A 20,368-nucleotide genomic window follows, 5' to 3' on the forward strand; every position below is an offset into this window, starting at 1 on the left:
TAGTACGAGCTATTTTTATACCCAATTCATTACAAAATTCCTAGATAAAGCTGAATTTGAATCGGCTTAAATGAATTTAATTCGAGATAAGCAATAAAAAAGGGCTATGCATTGCATAACCCTTAATTAACATCACTCTACTTACACAACACTAACCGTAAATAAACTTCACCAGAAATAAAATGGCTATAAATATCACACCGGCATTTAAGTCTTTAAATCGACCTGTTAATAGCTTTATCACTAAATAAGAGATAAACCCAAAACCGATAGCATTCGCAATAGAGAACGTCAGCGGCATTAATAAACAGGTTACTACTACCGGAGCTGCTTCAGTTAAGTCATCCCAATCAACATTAACAAGACCAGACATCATCAAAATAGCGACATAAAATAGCGCACCCGATGTAGCATAGGCTGGCACCATACCCGCTAATGGCGAAATAAATAATGCCGCTAAAAATAAAATGCCGACTACAACAGCGGTTAAGCCTGTACGACCACCTGCACTCACACCCGCAGTACTTTCAATATAACTGGTGGTAGTAGAGGTACCCAACATAGCACCGGTAATGGTGGCAACACTGTCCGCCGTTAAGGCGCGTTTTACTCGTGGTAAACGGCCTTTGTCATCTAAAAAACCACCCCGTTGAGCCACAGCAACCAAGGTTCCTGAGGTATCGAATAAATCGACAAACAAGAAGGCAAAAATCACTGAAATCATGCTAATTTCTAATACACTGGAAATATCCATTTTCATGAATGTCGGCATAATAGAAGGAGGTAATGCCACTAAGCCATTGTATTGCACATCACCAAATAGCAACCCTAATACAGTGACTATCATAATGCTGAGAATAACCGCCGCTTTCCAGCCGCGGTGCACCATAGCAATGATCAGAAAGAACCCAAGTGATGCCATCACAGCCGGAAACGACGTGATATCGCCCATAGTCACTAACGTTGCTGGGCTTGCCACCACAATACCGGCACTTTTTAAGCCGATTAACGCTAAAAATAACCCAATACCTGCGGCAATACCAAACCGTAACGACATTGGAATACTGTTAACAATCCACTCACGAATTTTGACCAGAGACAACACCAAGAAACAGACGCCAGACATAAACACAGCACCTAAGGCGGTTTCCCAGCTGTAACCCATCTCACCGACCACGGTGTAAGTGAAGAACGCATTTAGCCCCATCCCCGGTGCTAGCGCGATAGGATAATTGGCTAACAACCCCATGATTAAACAACCAATTGCAGCAGCTAAACAGGTTGCGACGAATACAGCACCATGATCCATTCCTGCATCTGCAAGCATCATTGGGTTAACAAAAATGATGTAAGCCATGGTTAAAAAGGTCGTTAAACCCGCAACCACTTCTTGCTTTAACGAGGTATTGTTTTGTTTTAGTTTAAATAGTTTTTCTAGCATAGAACTCGTTACCTTGGGTGTAGGGTTAATTAATGTTTTTATTATTTTGAGCCGATCCGATAACTGACCCCGAATGCTCAAAGGAGGGAGATTATATCCTGTAGCATGTCATAAAATCTTACTTTAGATACAAAAACACCTGATAAAGCCTGAAAACAGACTTTTCATATCAGATTAATCACAGTGGTTAATTGCTGACTGCAGAGCAGGAGTTAACTGGTTTTTGAACAAAAGCGGGTTGGAATATTTGTTTTTATAAAAGTGTAACCAGATCCAATTAAATCCTCATAGGTTTGAGATTAACTACAAGTGCAGATGATCCAGCGAGACGCCGCAAGCACCTCCATGTGGGCTTAACCAAAACATCCGTGTTTTGGATACTCGCTGGCTCATCTGCACCCGAATTATTGTCTCTTCGATTTAACTTCATTGATGGCTGTGGGGAAGATCTATATAAAAAAGGGGTTAACTCACTTTTGGACAAAAGCAGGGTTGGAAGATTTGTTTTTCTAAAAGTTTGCCCTGACCAAACTAAATTTTAAAACTCAATTAAATTTTCATTGGAGTCAAAGGTTGACTACAAGTGCAAATGATCCAGCGAGACGCCGCAAGCACATCCATGTGGGCTTAACCAAAACATCCTTGTTTTGGATACTCGCTGGCTCATCTGCACCCGCATTTATATCTCTTCGATTTAGCTTCATTTGTGATTGTAGTAAAAGCTAAATCAGAACAAGAGTTAACTCGTTTTTGGACAAAAGCGTGTCAGTAACTTTGCTAATTTAGCCACCCATGAATAACTTTTTGTATCCCAAAATGGTGAGCTGTACCATTGAGTGAGGTGCCGAGCGTGAAAGATATTGGACATAAACGTTATCCGACTAAAGATTCATGACAGTGAATAACCACTACATCTGAACCGAGTTGAAAAGGCTTTCACTCAAAGGAAGCACTGACCGAAAGTTATGGCTGCTTATTATGACCGTGACCGACACCGTAAACGGTTGCTCCCGTGTCAACATCAATGCCAGGGGAATTAGTCATAAACTCTTGGTACTTGTCATTGAGTTTTTTTGCCAGATTCCATACATAGATTATTGCAAGCAGCACCAGTATGTATGGAATCACTCTTATGGGTTCAAAATTAGTCATAGGCTGGTCCATTCCGGGGACAACACGCTCTATAAAGTGATACCCCATTACAATTAAAGCTAGCCCTACGCCCAAGTAAAATTGGATCTTAAGGTGTTCAATCATGACATTGTCTGGCCTGTGCTTACCGAAGTAATAATGAATTTCTTTAAGGTCATCTTTTTGCAAAAACTGCCTTTCGATATTGGCAATTATCACTAGATTTCGATTGTACCAGTAAGCCGCATCAAGAAGGTGGCACATTAACCAGAAACAAAGTAGGAGAACGATACTTGCTGCGATATCTAGTGACACAACGTTCTTCTCTACTAGTGCGAAAATAGCAAAAGCACCGATTAGCACTCCAACACACTGCCAAACAACCATAATATGTCTATTGATGTCATTAAACATCTGGTCGTACATTTTTAACAACAGATCTTCTCGTTTATTCATACAGCCTCCTTAAACCAGTTTCTAACGTGTTCATGAACCACGTAGTCTTCCCAGATTTTGTTTATGTTTAAGATTGAATCTCGTATACATCGCCCATAGCCACCTTCTGGATGAGCTCTAAATCTGGTTCCATCAAAATAGTCTCCAAATCGCGCATCGTACGTAAACCGATTGCAGTCCATTGAGTAGACTTTTAGTTTGTCAGCAAGAGCTCTTTGAACATCCGGTCTGCCTCCAAGCAGGTGCACTGGTCTATCAAAACTTTCTATAGAAACTTGAGTGCCGCCATATCGCGTAGGAACGCTGTATGCAAGTATGAAGTTAGGTGGAATAAGCTCACTTAAACGTTCATTGAGGTTTGGGTCTTTGGGGACGATAGCGACTTGCTCAGAGTGGAGAAGAAGTTGTTCAGCTTCTTTTAGTATCGAATCTAAACTGAAAATACACTCAACGTCGCGAGCCATTGTAATTTTTGGTTTATGTGTTGCTACAACATCTAGGTGTTTTGAAAAATCATAATTCTTCCAATCAATATCGACAAACCCAATACCCTCAAAGTCAAAAGTCTTCACATCTCTCATATTGGTGTATCGTGCCGCGGGGTGCCACCCCTCATTTGTCGCCATTCCTACAGCTTTTTTACTGTGGGCTATGAACTTCAATATTTCCATACTGCTCTCACGTTTAAGTCCGTTCGTTTTGTGAATTAGTGGGGTCAGAGTAAACTTTAAAAAGGGAGCTTATGGGCACATGCTATTGAATGGCTTTTTCTTCCCTAAATGGCGCGCTCGATGACTATGTTCGAGGTAACCCTACTTTGTCCTTAAGTTTTTATACTTTAATCTACTTTATAGCTTTAATTCAATGTTTTAATACAAGTTGTTTAGGGTAGGTTAAGTCAGTCTGTGACTTCAATCTAATCAACTGCCTGCCGCAGGTTCTTATGCTGATAAAATTTTCACGTCTTCGTTTTAACTTCATTTGTAACAATTCCATAAGAAAAACCTGGGTGTTCGGTTTGAATTGAGGTCATCGAAAAAAGGCCGTGAGCTTGGCATGGATGCCATGCTAGCTTTCGTTGGGCCAGGGACGGCTCATCGGAAGCGTTAGGGCTTTTCGACAATGGCCGAAGCCGGTTACAGATGAAGTTTAAAGCTGGATCGATCCCCATCGAAAATTATGCGTTTTTCAGCATTTTTCGTCTGGGGCGCAGAGGGTTTCAAAAGGGGCGCAAGCGTTTTGCCCCTTTGGTCTAGTGTGAGCGAAGCACCACGACGTTGATTTTTTAAAATGGCAAACAGAAAATGGGGCATCAATAATTTGCGCCCCTAGGCACACTTTTGGACATTTCCGAGTTAAATATTGTCATCGAAAGCGTTTACGTAAAATAAATGTAATTTGGTTAAACTTGCTGAAGCAATAACCGATTAACTACAAAACTAATTTTACTTTTCTTAAACAGCTCCATTCCGAAGTAAACAACTCAAGAAAGCCATGATGAATACCAATAGTGTTCACCATAGCTTTAAGTTATCTATTAGTTCATGGCTTGCTGGGCGTCAAACATCTTACCATCAGTTATCTGTAGGTGTTTATCGCCAACTTTTTCATTGGTTTTCAATATTAAAGCCCATTCTGGAATAGCGAGACTGAATGATACTTCGGTTTTGATACTTGATGCATTGTAGTTTTGTGTAACCCCAAAAGAATCATCATGATCAACAATTAGTTCTTTACCCTTGAACACTACTGAATCAAGTACAAAACTAGATTCGTCACCTTGGTTCATACTTACTTTGATAGTAATTTCATTCTTTGGTTCACCTTCGTCACCTGGCATGTAGAACAATTGCCCCCGATAATTTTGTAAATAGTGCCTGATGAAACTCTTAGCCTGCTCAAAGTCATCTTTCATTAATAAGCTTAAGGCACTACTAGCATAGTCAAATTTCACCCTTTCACGATATTCAGCTTTTGAATCAAAGTAAATTTCAAATACCATTCCTGAAAGAATATGATTAGCGATGTCATTTGGGAAAATGGTTAGTTTTCTACGCAAGGAAGCCATATATTCACTTGCTTTTTGGGAGTTTCCACAAGCAGCTTGATAAATGTTTCTACCTAATACAAAACATGAGGATGCATCAAGACTTTCCCCGTCCAGTGAACCTATTTTTGCAACTGCTGGATTTTGCGTGTACCAGTTATAACTTTTGAGATCACCTATAATCTCGTTAATTTCTGACGGTGCATCTACTTGATATAGGCTATCCTGCAATGCTTCTTGAGCATATGCAAAGATTAGGGGAGCTTCCTCATCGGGCTCAACGACATCCTCGGCAGGCTCAACGACATCCTCGGCAGGCTCAACGACATCCTCGGCAGGCTCAATGACTTCCTCGACAGGATCAATGACTTCCTCGACAGGTGTTAAAGTTTCTTGGATATTTATTTGGATAGCACCTGCTAGATTAGTAAAACGTTTTGGTTCAATTTTAGATAGACTCTCTATAAGTAAAGCAAGGCTACAAACAGTGAAATTCGGATGGCCTAAACTATTAGAGAATTCAGCAACCAACCGTGGGTCAGCAATTTTAATTACTGGATTTTTGTTAGATACAAACTTTCTAGTTCCACCGTTAGTATTTGCCCTATACTTAGGTGCATAAACCCAATCTGATTTCTCATCATTAGAAAGAAACAGTACATGGTCAAAGTTTGCTTTGAACTCTTTCGATTTACCCAGAACTTCATACCATATGATTAGATCACCGAAACGGTTTTCTCCCTTCCCCCCATCTTTAAAGCCTGGTGGTAAACGATGTTCAAACCTCGTATCACCTTCCTTATTTGCTTTCGAACACAGTTCTGTAAGGTCGGAGTTAAGAACGACTGTTGAAAAATGTTTTATGATCTCATTGTGGACATCACCAACTTTAAACTGCGTTTTAAAAGCTCGTGTATAAGTATCCAACGATTTGATAGTGTTTCGAAACCCATCTAAAAATTGTTCCCGATCCCCTGTAAACTGAGAGCTGGCTAAAATATCATCATCCACAAATAAAGAAGCAATTTCATATAGTGCTTCATACATTTTCTTCGCTTTATCTGGTGATGCGTTGTTGTTATTATTTGTGTAATCGTCAAGTTTATTGGTTGTTACGCGATTTGAATACTCGCTCGCAGCCCAACCTGGTAGAAAAATCCGATTATCATTGATAACTGAATCAGACCAAGTATAGAACTCGTTGCGTGCATTTGCGTGAAGTTTGTATAAATAGGCGAGAATGTTTGTGTCAAAAAAGATTAGTGTTTTCTTATTACTAACTATTTCTGCTATTTTTTTGTGGTGCTCTTCGATAGTAGTATCGAACTCGTAGTGGCCTAAGTGCATTAATTGTTCAATCCATATATGACAATATTTAACCATCATAACTTAGGATGTCAATCAACTAAACAAATAAAGTTGCCTTTTACATAAAGTAAACTGTTGTTTCGAATGTGATATATTCCTAATCCACTAGACAATACACAGATTAGAAAAAGTCAGTTAAATACACATCCGTAAAGTATGATGGAAAAGTGCGCTAGCTTGTAATGGGGCATAAATACGTTAAAGATGCCCATCGTCTAATTCATTTATCTCTGCCCAGTCATGGAAGACCATATCTTCAATCTAATCCATTGCCTGCCGCAGGCTTATGTGCAGATAATCCAGCGAGACGCCGCAAGCACATCCATGTGGGCTTAACCAAAACGTCCTGTTTTGGATACTCGCTGGCTCATCTGCACCCGAAATTTTCGCATCTTCGATTTAACTTCATTTGTAACAATTCCATAAGATAAGCTGGGATGTCCGTTTTGAATTGAGGTCATCGAGAAAAGGCCGTGAGCTTGGCATGGATGCCACGCTAGCTTTCGTTGGGCCAGGGACGGCTCATCGGAAGCGTTAGGACTTTTCGACAATGGCCGAAGCCGGATACAGATGAAGTTTAAAGCTGGATCGATCCCCATCGAAAATTATGCGCTTTTCAGCATTTTTCGTCAGGGGCGGCAGGGTGATCCAAGAGGGTATTGCTGTTGATACCCTCTTGGTCTGGTGTGGGTGAAGCGCCACGACGTTGGTGGCCGCAGGCCATATTTCCAAACAAACTTTGGGGCAAAAGTGAGTTAGTGTTTTGAAATAATCTTATGCCACTCACTCTTTAAAACTTGCCGATTAAGCAAATACTCGAAAGGTTCATTATGGTGATTTGCGAGCCGACCATCCGACCCATGGATGGGTCGGTTGAGCTACAAGGACTTTTTTATTTCGAAAGAATACTGCGTGTCGGTGAGTTAATATCATGCTGAACCTACATAGATAAACTTCACGATACATGCTTTGCTATAACCAAAGCGCCTTATTCATAGTGGCCGCAGGTCATACACCTAATCTATCACTGGGGCAAAAAAAGTTAGTGTTTTTGAAATAATCTTATGTCACTCACTCTTTAAGACTTGCCGACTAAGCAAATACTCAGAAGGTTCATTATGGTGATTTGCGAGCCGACCATCCGACCCATTGATAGGTCGGTTGAGCTACAAGGACTTTTTATTTCGAAAAAATGATGCGTGTCGGTGAGTGAATACCATGCTGAACCTATAAAGATAAACTACATGACACATTCTCTATTAATGGCAAAGCCCTATGTTCATAGTGGCCACCAGTCATATGCATACTTTAACTTTGGTGCATAAACAAGTTAGCGTTCAAGATTTTCCTCAACAGATGCATTAAAGCAGACTTATGATGAAATCTGTTGTGAATGACATAAACGACAGACAAAAAAAAGCCTACTCATTGAGTAGGCTGACATGGTTCAAGTATCCCGTTGGGGAACGGAAAACTAGTATCACTTGGGGATGTGATAAGGGAATCAATCAAGCTGATCAATTACCCGAGTCAAAACGTCAAAACGACGAAAAAAAGGTGGTGAATAGTCAAACGGAAATAAGTTGAACTATTTTAAAACTTCATGGCGAAAAAACCGCCGCGCAAAGCCTCTGGATTAATCCAAGTGTTTTGCCAAAATATCTTGCCATTGCCTAAATAAGACATAATAAATTCTCCAAATTAAAGTTGTATAAACCTAGTAGTGGTTCTGATCCGTGGAACTAACCTTTCTCAATCCATTGAGACAACTTTCTTTCACTCGATTCCTTGGAGATAACATCCATCCTGGATTTACTAGCATTGACGGTGTCTTGCTTGCCGACGAAGAGAATTATACAAAACTGTAATTTAATTACAAGCTTTATTTGATATAAATCACAAAAAACCTTTATTCGGTAATAACATTACCAAATAAAGGTTTTAACAAATGCAAAACAAATCATTAACAACAATTTAAGTCATTATTAAATAACAATAAAAATACTATAAACCTACCTAACAGCAAACTGTAATAAAGCAACCAAAGGTTGTGCTGTTGGCTTGCCGTATAAGGGATCACCTTCAGTCGCGCTGCCGGCAATATCAATATGGGTATAGCTTAACGGTTGGCTGCTTTTTAAATGGTGGCTATCAAGTCCTGAGGCTTTTAATAAAAATGCTGCAGGGTATTGATGTCCTCGCGCAGTCAATGATGACGGGCCATTGTTGGACGATATAACATCTGCCGCACCATTTTTATCTGCAACCTTATCAAAATCTTCAGGGCGTAAGTATGACACTTCAAAAGGTTCAGCCCATTGCTGACCAATGTGTTGCAATGTTGCTGCCACGCCTTGCTGCTTAGCCACCGCATTTTCAACTAAGGCAGTATAACTACCATAGGCGCGTACCACATGACCGGTTAAGGTCGCTACCGAATATAATGACGGCGCAACCGCTTGTGATGCTTGAATGCGTAAATGCGACAGCAAATCAGCTAATACTAAGCGCCCTTCAGCATCGGTATTACCAATACGGACTCGAACACCTGCATGGCTAGTAATAATCTCATCAGTAACAAACGCTTCACTGCCGATACTGTTACGCACTAAACCCAGCTCGGCGATAACCTTAACGCCCTTAGGCTTTAATATTGATAAGGTTTTCATTAAACCCGCAACGGCTGCTGCGCCGCCTTTATCACGGCTCATGCCCGCCATGCCGCCGGCAATTTTAATGTCAGCTCCGCCAGTGTCATATACCACACCTTTACCGGCAAATAGCAATGTTCGCTTAATTTCGCCTTCACCGGTGTAAGCCACTTTAACCACCCGTGGATGATGGCGCGCAACATCAAATGAGCTGCGCCCCACAGCGCTTAACAAGGGGTAATCTTTTATTAAGGTCGCTTTATCTTCTACGACGACAACATCAAGGCCGCTGTCTTTAAAAGACGCCACACAGTAATCAGCAAAGTGAATCGCACTCATGCGCTCAGGCTCAGTACCGCATAAATCACGCGCTAATACTCTGCCCGCTTCTAATGCATTTAACAGTTCACTTTTAGGTGAGCTGGCCATTAAACCAATAGCGGTTAGCGCTGGCGTAAGTGAGTTTGCTTCACGGGTTTCGAGTGGTTGCCACAATGCTTGACCGCAAGCCAGTGCAGCCACTTCAGTGGCAAAACTAAAACGAGGGTCTTGAGACGATGCCACAATTAATAAAGGTTTAGTGGCGCCTGCATCTTTGGCAATACTGATCCCCTCTTTTGCGGCCTTAGCAAAAATGCGCACATCGGCATAGTCATCATCACCCGTTACCGGGGCAATAATCAGTCTGCCACCAGCTAACCCAGGGGCAAAAAGTAACGTTGCTTGCTTACCTACGCGGTGATCAATTTGCTTAGCATGTTCAGCCAATAAGCTAATCTCTTGCTGAGCAAGCTGAGTTAAATCAGCAGTGACGACGATGACGGCATCAAAACCTTCGCCTTCAAAAATGGCTTGATCGTTATTTACATCTACTATTGGCACTTGAAACATGATTTTTCCTTATGCTTTATTGTCGATTATTCTTGGTGTGTGAACGGTCTGATTGATTTTTAGTGTTAGCGTTAACGGTCATTCTAGAGTGAATTTTTATTTACACAATAACCTGTCTACTGCAAAGAAAAACCACGCAGTCACAATGGCAATTGAACAGCCTATGTTAGAATAATGGCATATTTTATCTTGATTGAGGACGTTTCGTGACTGCATTAAATCAATTATATCCACAACCTCTTTGGCAATGGTTCGAACAAATTTGTGCTATTCCCCACCCTTCTAAGCATGAACAAGCGCTATCAAGCCACATTCAACAATGGGCAAAAGGCAAAGGCCTTAGCGTGGTTGAGGACAAAGTAGGCAACCTCATTATTCGTAAACCTGCTACTCCCGGTATGGAAGATCGCAAAATTGTTGTCTTACAAGCTCATATCGATATGGTGCCACAAAAAAATGCCGACAAAGTGCATGACTTTGAAAAAGATCCTATCGAAGCCTATGTTGATGGTGAATGGGTTAAAGCAAAAGGTACAACATTAGGTTCAGATAATGGCATTGGCATGGCTTCGGCTTTAGCCGTGCTAGGCAGCGATGACATTAAACATGGTCCACTAGAAGTCTTATTGACCATTGATGAAGAAGCCGGCATGACCGGCGCGTTTGGGTTAGAAGCCGGTTATTTAGACGCTGAGATTTTGATCAACACCGACTCTGAACAAGAAGGTGAGATTTACATGGGTTGTGCTGGCGGTGTTGACGCCCAGATATCTGTGCCACTTTCATGGCAAGCACCTGAGCTGAGCAATCAATCGTTTAAGCTGACCTTATCAGGTATTAAAGGCGGCCACTCTGGGGTAAATATTCATCTTGGTCGTGGTAATGCCAATAAACTACTGGCTCGTTTTTTGTTTAAATACAGTGATGAATTAGCCCTAGAACTCGTTGATTTTACCGGTGGTTCATTACGTAATGCGATTCCGCGTGAAGCGAATATCAGCTTTATGTTACCTGCTGAAAATGTTGATGGGTTAAAAACGGCTATTAGCGCATTTCAGGCTGTGGTACGTGAAGAGTTAGCGATTGCCGACCCAAGCATGTTGTTAACCTTAGAAGCCATTGATGCACCAAGCAAAGTGATGGGCGAAGATGCGCAAAACAGCTTAATTGACTTACTACATGCCTGCCCTAATGGGGTAATACGTATGAGTGATGAAGTAGCTGGTGTAACTGAAACCTCATTAAATGTGGGTGTCATTAGCACTGAACAAGAAAGCGTTGAAATTTTATGTTTAATTCGCTCGCTTATCGACTCAGGCCGTGATGAAGTGCAAGGCATGTTAAATGCACTGACCAATCTTGCGGGTGCCAGTATTGAGTTTAGCGGCGCTTACCCTGGTTGGAAGCCGGATAACAGCTCACCGGTTATGGCCATTGTACGTGATACCTACAATGACATTTACAAAAAAGACCCAACGATTATGGTTATCCATGCAGGTCTTGAGTGCGGCTTATTTAAAGAGCCCTACCCAACTATGGACATGGTCTCGATTGGCCCCACTATTCGTTACCCGCATAGCCCGGATGAAATGGTTAACATTGAAACCGTAGGCCAATACTGGCAGTTATTATTAGCCGTATTAGAACGCATTCCAGCTAAAGCTTAATGTAAGGCTAGGCTTAATGCGATGTAAGGCAAGGCTTTAAGCCATTTAGCATAGAAACTTAAAACTGCAAATCGAGTTGGGCAACCGACTCAGTTTGCAGTTTTTTTTCACCTAATTCCGCCAACCCAACACTGACCCCAACTAACCTAATACCACGTTCATTACTTCTGGTCAGTGCTTGTTGTAACAATTCATAAAACAGCTTTACCGATATTTCATCGCTGCGTTGCTCGATGGTGGTTTGTTTAAAATCATTGAATTTGATTTTCACCACTTGCTTGTTGATTAATCGATCTTTTGCGCTGCGGCTCACCCGACTATCAAGCTCTTGAATAAGTTGCGGTAATACTTGATGGCATTGGGCTAAAGTAAAAATATCCTGGGCTAATGTCGTTTCAACGCCCACAGATTTACGCACTCGGTTATTGCTGATAGGCCTTGGATCGATGCCATTTGATCGTTCAGTTAACACTGCGCCAAACTTGCCAAAAATTTCCAGTAACTTTGCCTTAGGATACCGCTGCACATCGGCACAGGTTTCTAACCCTAATACCGACAATTTTTGCGCTGTGACTTTGCCCACTCCCGGAATTTTCTTTAACGGTAGCGTGCGCACAAATTCAGGAATTTCATCGGGGGTAATCACATATTGACCATTGGGTTTATTTAAATCTGAGGCAATTTTGGCTAAAAACTTAATTGGCGCAACACCCGCTGATGCTGTTAATCCGGTTTCTAACTCGATATCTCGGCGAATGGCCTGGGCAATTAAGGTCGCGCTGCCGTGGTATTGCTGACAATCACTGACATCGAGGAAAGCCTCATCTAATGACAGTGGTTCAATCACATCACTGTAGCGGTTAAATATCTGTCTTATTTGTTGTGAAACATCTTTATACACCTGCATCCGCCCAGGCACCAAGACTAAATGAGGGCACAGCTTTAACGCTTGATAGCTCGACATAGCTGAGCGCACACCGAACTTACGTGCCGCGTAGTTACAGGTACTGATAACACCACGGCGATCACTACGTCCACCTACAGCAATGGCTTTATCGCGTAATTCAGGAAAATCACGCATCTCAACAGCGGCAAAATAACAGTCCATGTCGATATGAATAATTTTGCGCATTGCTGATGCCATTAAGATTAAAAAGGTAACCTATAATACTGTATGTAAAAACAGTATTCAATGTATCCGCCAGATAAATAAAGCACAGCATTTAGATGAAATGGAATAGGAAATAAGTTGTGTGTTCCGACTAAGTATCTATTATGATAAATCAATTGGTTATAGGTTATTTACAAGGATAAGTTAACACATGCATGTACCCGAAAAATGGCAAATGGACAGCTTAAGTGCCGTACATCAGTTTATTGCACAACATGGTTTTGCGTCTGTCATATCACCAAACTTAGAAGCCTCGCATATTCCGCTGATATTAAAAGCAGACGAGGGTGAGCATGGGGTACTTTATGGCCATTTAGCACGTAGCAATCCACATTGGCAGGATATTATAGACAGTTCAGTATTGTGTATTTTTAATGGCCCTCATGCCTATATTTCACCGACTTGGTATCATGCCTCCCCTGCTGTACCCACCTGGAATTACAGCGTGGTACACGCTAAAGGCGCTGTTGAGCTCACCGACGATAAAACCACAATGGCGATATTAGAAACCACAATACAAAAATATGAGCCCAGCTTATTAACGCCCACCGCAGAAAACAGTGAAGGTTTTATCCCTAAACAATTTCAAGATAAGTTAGCTAAAGGGATTGTCGGGTTTAAAATTGTGATTACTGAACTACAAGGTAAACAAAAGCTTGGCCAGCATAGAAGCTCGCTCGATCAACTCGGAGTGGTTGCAGGCTTGTCAAAGTCTACCGGCATAGATGAGCAACAGCTGTTGAAGTACATGGTCGATAACAATATTGCGCTAGGTTAACAGTAAGCACTTTTCCTAGGGGCTTTAACCTAAACCGTATGATTTAGATACTTAACTTAACGACCAGGCTCAAAGGCATCGTATCTGGGTAACTGAGCATCTAAATCTTCCCAGTTTGCTTTGGATGAAACAAAGTTGTGCGAAATAGGTCTTTCAATGATGTCCGTATCAAGTATACCGAGTCTAATTCTATAACGCTGTGGGTCTTGCTCGTTTGAACTGTACACAGGTGAACCACAATAACTACAGAAATGTCGATTTCTACCGGGCTTGAATGAAAATATACTTAAGCTATTTTTGCCCGATACAATCTCAAAATCAGCCGCATTAATAAAGCCATTTGTGGCGAATGCAGTACCACTGTTTTTTCGACATAAAGAGCAGTGACAATGAATAATATCACTTATTTCGCCCTTTATGATTATGCTAACCTCACCACACAAACACTTTCCCTGATACATAATCGCCATCACCTTGTGCTATAAAAATTGCTCGTAAAACTAAAAGCTGTCGCCACTAAAGCCGGTAGCCACGCCAAATAGCATGCTTAATGGTATATTTAACCTAATCTAACGTTTGTGAAGACTCATTACTAATGCAGTTTTTTATTATGGTTATCTTCACTGTCATATGACACTTGGCGAATATCAATGGTCACCTTAATGCTTAACAGCTTTTTTTGGATAAGTTTACTGAGAGCATCATTTTCAGGTGATGCCATAAAACGGTTGAGGTTATAAGGCGTATCGAAGACACATATAACCTGTAAGCTTTTAGGAAAGTCGCTGTAATTAACAATATGGGTCAACCATTCGAAACCGCTATATTCATTTAGGGCGATTTCACACACCTGGGTTAACACTTGTCGAATTTGATTGTCTATTTTTTTATCGGTTTTACGCATATATCACAGTGACCCAAAATTCAAATAACAGCTGGAAGGTGGAATAAGTTAGCCAGTGTAGCAAAGTTCACTGCTACGATTTAACATAAAAAAGCCCAACCCCTTTCGGGACTGGGCTTTAAAATCAACAAACGCCTCAATTAACAATGTTAATTAACGCATTCTTAGTCGATTAATTACATCTTAGTTTGCAGGTAATTCTGTAAACCAACACGCTCAATTAAGCGTAATTGTTTTTCTAACCAATACATGTGATCAGATTCAGTATCATCCAATAAGACTTCTAAAATCTCACGGGTTTGATAATCGCCTTTCTCTTCACATAATTTGATCACTTTACGTAAATCATCCGCCACTTTATATTCATACTGTAGGTCGTTATTTAGCATTTCTTGCACATCTTTACCGATGTTTAATGCTTCGCGGCTAGCTACATCTGGCGTGCCTTCCAAAAATAAAATGCGTTGCACTAGTTTAGCTGCATGGGCTTTCTCGTCATCAGATTCATGTAATATACGGGTATATAATTCGTCAAATCCCCAATCTTCATACATATGAGCATGCACAAAATACTGGTCCATTGCTGATAACTCACCGGTTAACAAGCTGTTTAATGCGTCAATAACTTCTAAATTGCCTTTCATAATATTGTCCTGTTAATCTTTAATTTGAGATTGAAGATAGTTTTGAATACCGATTTGTACTATCTGTTCTTGCTGAGATTCAATCCAATCTAAATGCTCTTCTTCATCTTCCAGCAGGTCTTCAAGTAAATCACGGGTAACGTAATCTTGTTCTGTTTCACACAATTTGATCACATCACGTAATGCAGCAATTTGCTCGGTTACCGCTTCTTTATCACAGCCCAACATTTCTTCGGCATCTTCGCCAATACGCAGTTTGTCTAATTGCTGTAAATTCGGTAATCCCTCAAGAAACAATACCCGCTCAATAAGCTTGTCTGCGTGTTTCATGTCTTGAATTGATTTCTTGTATTCTTTTTCGTTGAGCTTCTCTAAACCCCAATGTTTGAACATACGCGCATGTAAAAAGTATTGGTTAATAGCGGTCAATTCGAAGGTTAATACACGATTTAACTGACTAATGACTTTTGGATGACCTTTCATAATGATGTCCTTGATAGCTTAACTTGATCTGGATCAATTTAGGCTAGGATAGTACACCTAGTATGATATTGCAAATTATCCTTTAAATTCATACACATAGTATTGATAACCATTATCATTATAACTAAGGTTTGTAAACCAGATACAAATCACAGCCATAAAAAAAGCCTTCAAAATGAAGGCTCTTTACAATGTAGGCTATGTCCCGTCCTGAGATAAGTTGACACATTGGAGACTTATCTATGAAACCTTCAGTATCAATCAATATAAAACGTACTCAACGAGATTACACATTAGGCTTTAAATTAGCGGTTGTTAGTCAAGTAGAAAAAGGCGAGCTAACGTATAAGCAAGCTCAAGACCACTATGGCATTCAAGGAAGAAGTACCGTCCTAACATGGTTACGAAAACATGGTAGATTAGATTGGTCCCAGCCGATTGAGCATTCACCTATGTCCAAATCTACAGAAACACCCGCCCAGAAAATCAAACGATTAGAGAAACAAGTCTCCAATCTCGAAATGAAAAATATGATTTATGGCGATATGGTCGACTTACTTAAAAATGAGTACGGAATTGATTTAGAAAAAAAGTACTTAGCCGAACGCTCTGGCTTGCCAAAGAAAAAGGCACTGTAAAGCTAGCGACAGCGAGTCGGCAGTTTAACCTATCAAGACAAGCTGTTTATCAATGGAAGCAGCGCTTAGCAGCAAGAGCTGAGATATTAAAACCGGTGATGACGATGGTTATGTATTGGCGTCAGTTCATGCCCAGAGTGGGTACGCGTAAGCTTTATCAACTCATCAAGCCACAGTTACTTGAACAAGGCATAAAGCTAGGTAGAGACGGCCTATTTCGGTATTTGAAACAACACAATATGTTAGTAAAGCCTAGGAAGAATTACACCAAGACAACCCATAGCCATCATTGGTTGAGAAAACACCCAAACTTACTCAAAGACAGAGTGGTGAAGGGAGTTGAAGAGGTGTTTGTCAGTGACATAACCTACGTAAAATCAGACGAAGGAACTCACTATTTATCATTAGTCACAGATGCATATTCAAGAAAAATAATGGGTTATGAATTAAGTGATGAAATGAAAGCCAGTGATGTCGTTAAAGCATTGGAGATGACGATAAAGAATCGTCAGACAACCAATGATGTCATTCATCATTCAGATAGAGGGATACAGTACTGCTCAGCAGAATATCAACATAAATTGGCTGCGAATGCGATAAGGCCATCGATGACAGATGGGTATGATTGTTATCAGAATGCGTTAGCTGAGCGAGTGAATGGTATTTTGAAGCAAGAGTTTTTACTTTACCGCTGTCGAACGATGAAGGAGCTGGCAATACTCATCAAAGAATCGATTAGGACTTATAACGAGTTAAGACCGCACCTTAGTTTAGGAATGAAAACCCCAAACGAAGTGCATGAAAAAGCCAGTCGGGAGTTCCAACTGGCTTAATAAAAACCGTCAACCTATTTTAGGACTAGACACTAGCTAAATTTTAGCCAGTAATGCGCTTATGTAACTCTTGAATCGAGTTCACATTAGTGCGGTCATCTGCAGCATGTGCAAGACATGTAGCAAATGCAGCATTCAATGTTGTGGTGTAATTCACTTTATAACGCAGTGCACCGCGACGAATTTGACGTGAGTCTTCAATTGCCTGGCGACCTTCGGTCGTGTTGATGATGTAGGTATACTCATCATTCTTAATACGGTCAAGAATGTGCGGACGACCTTCATGCACCTTGTTGACTAAACGAGGGTTAATGCCAGCTTCACCCAATACCACTGCAGTGCCGTGTGTTGCGTCAATCTCATAACCTAGCTCAATTAACTTAGCTGCTAACGCTGCTACACGCTTTTTATCACTGTTACGTACTGATAATAAAGCACGTCCAGATTTAGGTACTTCAGATGTCGCACCTAATTGCGCTTTAGCATATGCTTCTGCGAAGGTTTCACCCACACCCATCACTTCACCTGTGGAACGCATTTCAGGCCCTAATAAAGGGTCAACGCCAGGGAATTTATTGAAGGGGAGTACCACTTCTTTCACAGAGAAGAATGGTGGAATAACTTCTTTAGTAAAGTTTTGTGACTTTAAGCTTTGACCAGCCATCACACGCGCTGCAATCTTAGCTAATGGCACACCGGTTGCTTTTGACACAAAAGGTACGGTACGCGCTGCACGTGGGTTAACTTCAATCATGTAGATTTCGTTATCTTTCACGGCAAACTGCACGTTCATTAAGCCTATTACACCTAATTCAAATGCAAGCTTTGATACCTGCTCACGCATTTGTGCTTGAATTTCTGCACTTAAGCTATATGGCGGTAATGAACAACCAGAGTCACCAGAGTGAACGCCAGCCTGTTCAATATGCTCCATAATCGCGCCAACAACCACGGTTTCGCCATCACATACCGCATCAATATCCACTTCAATCGCATCATCTAAGAAGTGATCAAGTAGTACCGGTGATGCGTTAGACACTTTAACTGCTTCATTGAAGTAGCGTAGTAAATCTTGCTTGTCGTAAACGATTTCCATCGCACGACCGCCCAATACATAAGATGGACGGACAACCAGCGGATAACCAATAATTTCCGCTTCAATCACAGCACTTTCAACAGTCGTGACTGTCGCGTTTTGTGGCTGCTTCATGTTTAAACGTTGAATTGCTTGTTGAAAACGCTCGCGGTCTTCAGCACGGTCAATCGCATCTGGGCTAGTACCAATGATCGGCACCCCAGCGGCTTCTAATTCACGGGCTAATTTAAGCGGCGTTTGACCACCGTACTGTACGATGACGCCTTTTGGCTTCTCGATACGGACGATTTCTAACACGTCTTCTAAGGTAACAGGTTCAAAGTATAAGCGATCAGATGTATCGTAATCGGTTGATACGGTTTCAGGGTTACAGTTAACCATAATGGTTTCATAACCGTCTTCACGTAATGCTAATGCTGCGTGTACACAACAGTAGTCAAACTCAATACCTTGACCAATGCGGTTTGGACCGCCACCCAAAATCATGATTTTGTCACGATTTGATGGGTTGGCTTCACATTCCTCTTCATACGTTGAGTACATGTAAGCAGTGTCGGTTGAGAATTCAGCGGCACAAGTATCTACACGCTTGTATACCGGATGAATGTCATGGCGATGACGTAATTTACGAATTTCGCCTTCACTCACACCAAGTACATCCGCTAAACGTAAATCAGAGAAACCTTTACGCTTTAATTGGCGTAAGTAGTTTTGCTCTAAACCTGACATACCAAGTTCAGCCACTTTGGCTTCTTGGGCAATCAAATCTTCGATTTGAGCGAGGAACCAGTGATCAACGTTAGTCAGAGTGAAGATATCATTACGGCTTAAACCGGCACGGAATGCATCGGCTATATACCAAATACGATCACAACCAGGCTCTTTTAATTCATGACGTATACGTTGCATCGCTTCTGATGATTGTAAATCTACAATCGGGTCAAAACCGTTACGACCCACTTCAAGACCACGTAATGCTTTTTGCAAAGACTCTTGGAAAGTGCGGCCAATAGCCATTACTTCACCAACAGATTTCATTTGAGTAGTTAGGCGGTCATTTGCACCGGCAAACTTTTCAAAATTAAAGCGTGGAATTTTGGTCACAACATAGTCGATAGCAGGTTCAAACGATGCTGGTGTTTTACCACCAGTAATATCGTTGCTTAGCTCATCAAGCGTAAAACCAACGGCTAATTTAGCCGCGATTTTAGCGATCGGGAAACCGGTTGCTTTAGAGGCTAATGCAGATGAACGGGATACTCGAGGGTTCATCTCAATAATGACCATACGGCCAGTGTTAGGACAAATACCAAATTGTACGTTTGACCCACCGGTTTCAACACCAATTTCACGCAATACCGCTATCGAAGCGTTACGCATTAATTGATATTCTTTGTCGGTTAGCGTTTGTGCCGGTGCTACGGTAATTGAATCACCAGTATGAACACCCATCGCATCGAAGTTTTCGATAGTACAGACGATAATACAGTTATCGTTGCGGTCACGAACCACTTCCATTTCATATTCTTTCCAACCGATTAATGATTCATCAATCAATAATTCGTTAGTTGGCGACAAGTCCAAGCCTTGAGAACAAATCTCTTCAAACTCTTCTTTATTGTAGGCAATACCACCGCCGCTGCCACCCATGGTGAAAGACGGACGAATGATACAGGGGAAGCCCACCATATCTAATACGCCATACGCTTCATCCATATTATGGGCAATACCTGCACGCGGGCAGTCTAAACCAATGGATTTCATCGCTTTGTCAAAACGGCTACGGTCTTCAGCTTTATCAATTGCGTCTGCTGTTGCGCCAATCATTTCAACGTTAAATTCTTTTAGTACGCCTTTAGCTTCAAGCTGAAGTGCGCAGTTCAGAGCCGTTTGTCCACCCATAGTCGGTAGAATGGCATCTGGACGCTCTTTAGCAATAATATTGCGTACTACTTCCCAATGAATTGGCTCGATATAAGTTGCATCGGCCATATCTGGGTCGGTCATAATGGTTGCTGGGTTAGAGTTAACCAGAATAACGCGGTAGCCTTCTTCACGAAGAGCTTTACAGGCTTGAGCACCTGAATAATCGAACTCACACGCCTGACCAATTACAATTGGTCCGGCACCTAGGATAAGAATACTTTTTATATCGGTACGTTTTGGCAT

At 41.3% G+C, this 20,368-nt stretch carries 14 protein-coding genes; 3 read left to right on the plus strand and 11 right to left on the minus strand.

Annotation, left to right across the window (positions count from 1 at the left end):
* Positions 1–151: 151 nt before the first annotated feature.
* The 5 genes from ACRWQL_RS05740 to ACRWQL_RS05760 form a co-directional block, all read right to left on the minus strand.
* On the minus strand, positions 152–1,441 hold the full coding sequence (locus ACRWQL_RS05740) for an NCS2 family permease (protein ID WP_434952722.1): 1,290 nt from the start codon (positions 1,439–1,441) through the stop codon (positions 152–154).
* A gap of 963 nt (positions 1,442–2,404) precedes the next feature.
* Positions 2,405–3,028 (minus strand): hypothetical protein, encoded by a 624-nt coding sequence (locus ACRWQL_RS05745; RefSeq protein WP_434952723.1) that lies wholly within the window; start codon positions 3,026–3,028, stop codon positions 2,405–2,407.
* On the minus strand, positions 3,025–3,699 hold the full coding sequence (locus ACRWQL_RS05750; RefSeq protein WP_434952724.1) for a DUF6610 family protein: 675 nt from the start codon (positions 3,697–3,699) through the stop codon (positions 3,025–3,027). Before ACRWQL_RS05750 ends, ACRWQL_RS05745 begins: the two co-directional genes overlap by 4 nt.
* An 866-nt stretch (positions 3,700–4,565) precedes the next feature.
* Positions 4,566–6,422, minus strand: a complete 1,857-nt coding sequence (locus ACRWQL_RS05755; protein ID WP_434952725.1) for a PIN-like domain-containing protein — start codon at positions 6,420–6,422, stop codon at positions 4,566–4,568.
* A gap of 2,033 nt (positions 6,423–8,455) precedes the next feature.
* Complete coding sequence (locus ACRWQL_RS05760; protein ID WP_434952726.1) at positions 8,456–9,985, minus strand: M17 family metallopeptidase; 1,530 nt, start codon at positions 9,983–9,985, stop codon at positions 8,456–8,458.
* 206 nt (positions 9,986–10,191) lie between these two features.
* Between ACRWQL_RS05760 and ACRWQL_RS05765 the strand changes: the two genes are divergently transcribed.
* Complete coding sequence (locus ACRWQL_RS05765) at positions 10,192–11,652, plus strand: aminoacyl-histidine dipeptidase (RefSeq protein WP_434928498.1); 1,461 nt, start codon at positions 10,192–10,194, stop codon at positions 11,650–11,652.
* 58 nt (positions 11,653–11,710) lie between these two features.
* On the opposite strand, the gene dinB is transcribed toward ACRWQL_RS05765, so the two are convergent.
* Positions 11,711–12,784, minus strand: a complete 1,074-nt coding sequence (gene dinB / locus ACRWQL_RS05770; RefSeq protein ID WP_434952727.1) for a DNA polymerase IV — start codon at positions 12,782–12,784, stop codon at positions 11,711–11,713.
* A 190-nt stretch (positions 12,785–12,974) separates the two neighbouring features.
* On the opposite strand from dinB, the gene ACRWQL_RS05775 reads away from it, so the two are divergent.
* Complete coding sequence (locus ACRWQL_RS05775) at positions 12,975–13,601, plus strand: FMN-binding negative transcriptional regulator (protein ID WP_434952728.1); 627 nt, start codon at positions 12,975–12,977, stop codon at positions 13,599–13,601.
* A 56-nt stretch (positions 13,602–13,657) separates the two neighbouring features.
* On the opposite strand, the gene ACRWQL_RS05780 is transcribed toward ACRWQL_RS05775, so the two are convergent.
* From ACRWQL_RS05780 to bfr (ACRWQL_RS05795), 4 genes are all read right to left on the minus strand, one after another.
* Complete coding sequence (locus ACRWQL_RS05780) at positions 13,658–14,062, minus strand: GFA family protein (protein WP_434952729.1); 405 nt, start codon at positions 14,060–14,062, stop codon at positions 13,658–13,660.
* A 131-nt stretch (positions 14,063–14,193) separates the two neighbouring features.
* Complete coding sequence (locus ACRWQL_RS05785; protein WP_434930321.1) at positions 14,194–14,505, minus strand: Fis family transcriptional regulator; 312 nt, start codon at positions 14,503–14,505, stop codon at positions 14,194–14,196.
* A gap of 176 nt (positions 14,506–14,681) precedes the next feature.
* Positions 14,682–15,149: a bacterioferritin gene (gene bfr / locus ACRWQL_RS05790; protein ID WP_434952730.1), complete on the minus strand. Its 468-nt coding sequence runs from the start codon at positions 15,147–15,149 to the stop codon at positions 14,682–14,684.
* 12 nt (positions 15,150–15,161) lie between these two features.
* Positions 15,162–15,632: a bacterioferritin gene (gene bfr / locus ACRWQL_RS05795; protein ID WP_434930323.1), complete on the minus strand. Its 471-nt coding sequence runs from the start codon at positions 15,630–15,632 to the stop codon at positions 15,162–15,164.
* Between the two features lie 242 nt (positions 15,633–15,874).
* Between bfr (ACRWQL_RS05795) and ACRWQL_RS05800 the strand changes: the two genes are divergently transcribed.
* A protein-coding gene (locus tag ACRWQL_RS05800; RefSeq protein WP_434938222.1) for an IS3-like element ISShfr4 family transposase occupies positions 15,875–17,103 on the plus strand; the annotation gives its coding sequence in 2 pieces (ribosomal slippage) (positions 15,875–16,226 and positions 16,226–17,103; 1,230 coding nt in all).
* 43 nt (positions 17,104–17,146) lie between these two features.
* Here the strand turns inward: ACRWQL_RS05800 and carB are convergent.
* Complete coding sequence (gene carB / locus ACRWQL_RS05805) at positions 17,147–20,368, minus strand: carbamoyl-phosphate synthase large subunit (protein WP_434930324.1); 3,222 nt, start codon at positions 20,366–20,368, stop codon at positions 17,147–17,149.

The sequence above is a fragment of the Shewanella sp. HL-SH4 genome, from assembly GCF_051164845.1.
GTDB classification, from domain to species: domain Bacteria; phylum Pseudomonadota; class Gammaproteobacteria; order Enterobacterales; family Shewanellaceae; genus Shewanella; species Shewanella glacialimarina.

Excerpts from the sequence above, each read along its gene's own strand:
- ACRWQL_RS05740 (WP_434952722.1), bottom strand. The coding sequence starts at position 1,441 with ATGCTAGAAAAACTATTTAAACTAAAACAAAACAATACCTCGTTAAAG.
- ACRWQL_RS05745 (WP_434952723.1), bottom strand. The coding sequence starts at position 3,028 with ATGAATAAACGAGAAGATCTGTTGTTAAAAATGTACGACCAGATGTTT.
- ACRWQL_RS05750 (WP_434952724.1), bottom strand. The coding sequence starts at position 3,699 with ATGGAAATATTGAAGTTCATAGCCCACAGTAAAAAAGCTGTAGGAATG.
- ACRWQL_RS05755 (WP_434952725.1), bottom strand. The coding sequence starts at position 6,422 with ATGCACTTAGGCCACTACGAGTTCGATACTACTATCGAAGAGCACCAC.
- ACRWQL_RS05760 (WP_434952726.1), bottom strand. The coding sequence starts at position 9,985 with ATGTTTCAAGTGCCAATAGTAGATGTAAATAACGATCAAGCCATTTTT.
- dinB (WP_434952727.1), bottom strand. The coding sequence starts at position 12,784 with ATGCGCAAAATTATTCATATCGACATGGACTGTTATTTTGCCGCTGTT.
- ACRWQL_RS05775 (WP_434952728.1), top strand. The coding sequence starts at position 12,975 with ATGCATGTACCCGAAAAATGGCAAATGGACAGCTTAAGTGCCGTACAT.
- ACRWQL_RS05780 (WP_434952729.1), bottom strand. The coding sequence starts at position 14,062 with ATGTATCAGGGAAAGTGTTTGTGTGGTGAGGTTAGCATAATCATAAAG.
- ACRWQL_RS05785 (WP_434930321.1), bottom strand. The coding sequence starts at position 14,505 with ATGCGTAAAACCGATAAAAAAATAGACAATCAAATTCGACAAGTGTTA.
- bfr (WP_434952730.1), bottom strand. The coding sequence starts at position 15,149 with ATGAAAGGCAATTTAGAAGTTATTGACGCATTAAACAGCTTGTTAACC.
- bfr (WP_434930323.1), bottom strand. The coding sequence starts at position 15,632 with ATGAAAGGTCATCCAAAAGTCATTAGTCAGTTAAATCGTGTATTAACC.
- carB (WP_434930324.1), bottom strand. The coding sequence starts at position 20,368 with ATGCCAAAACGTACCGATATAAAAAGTATTCTTATCCTAGGTGCCGGA.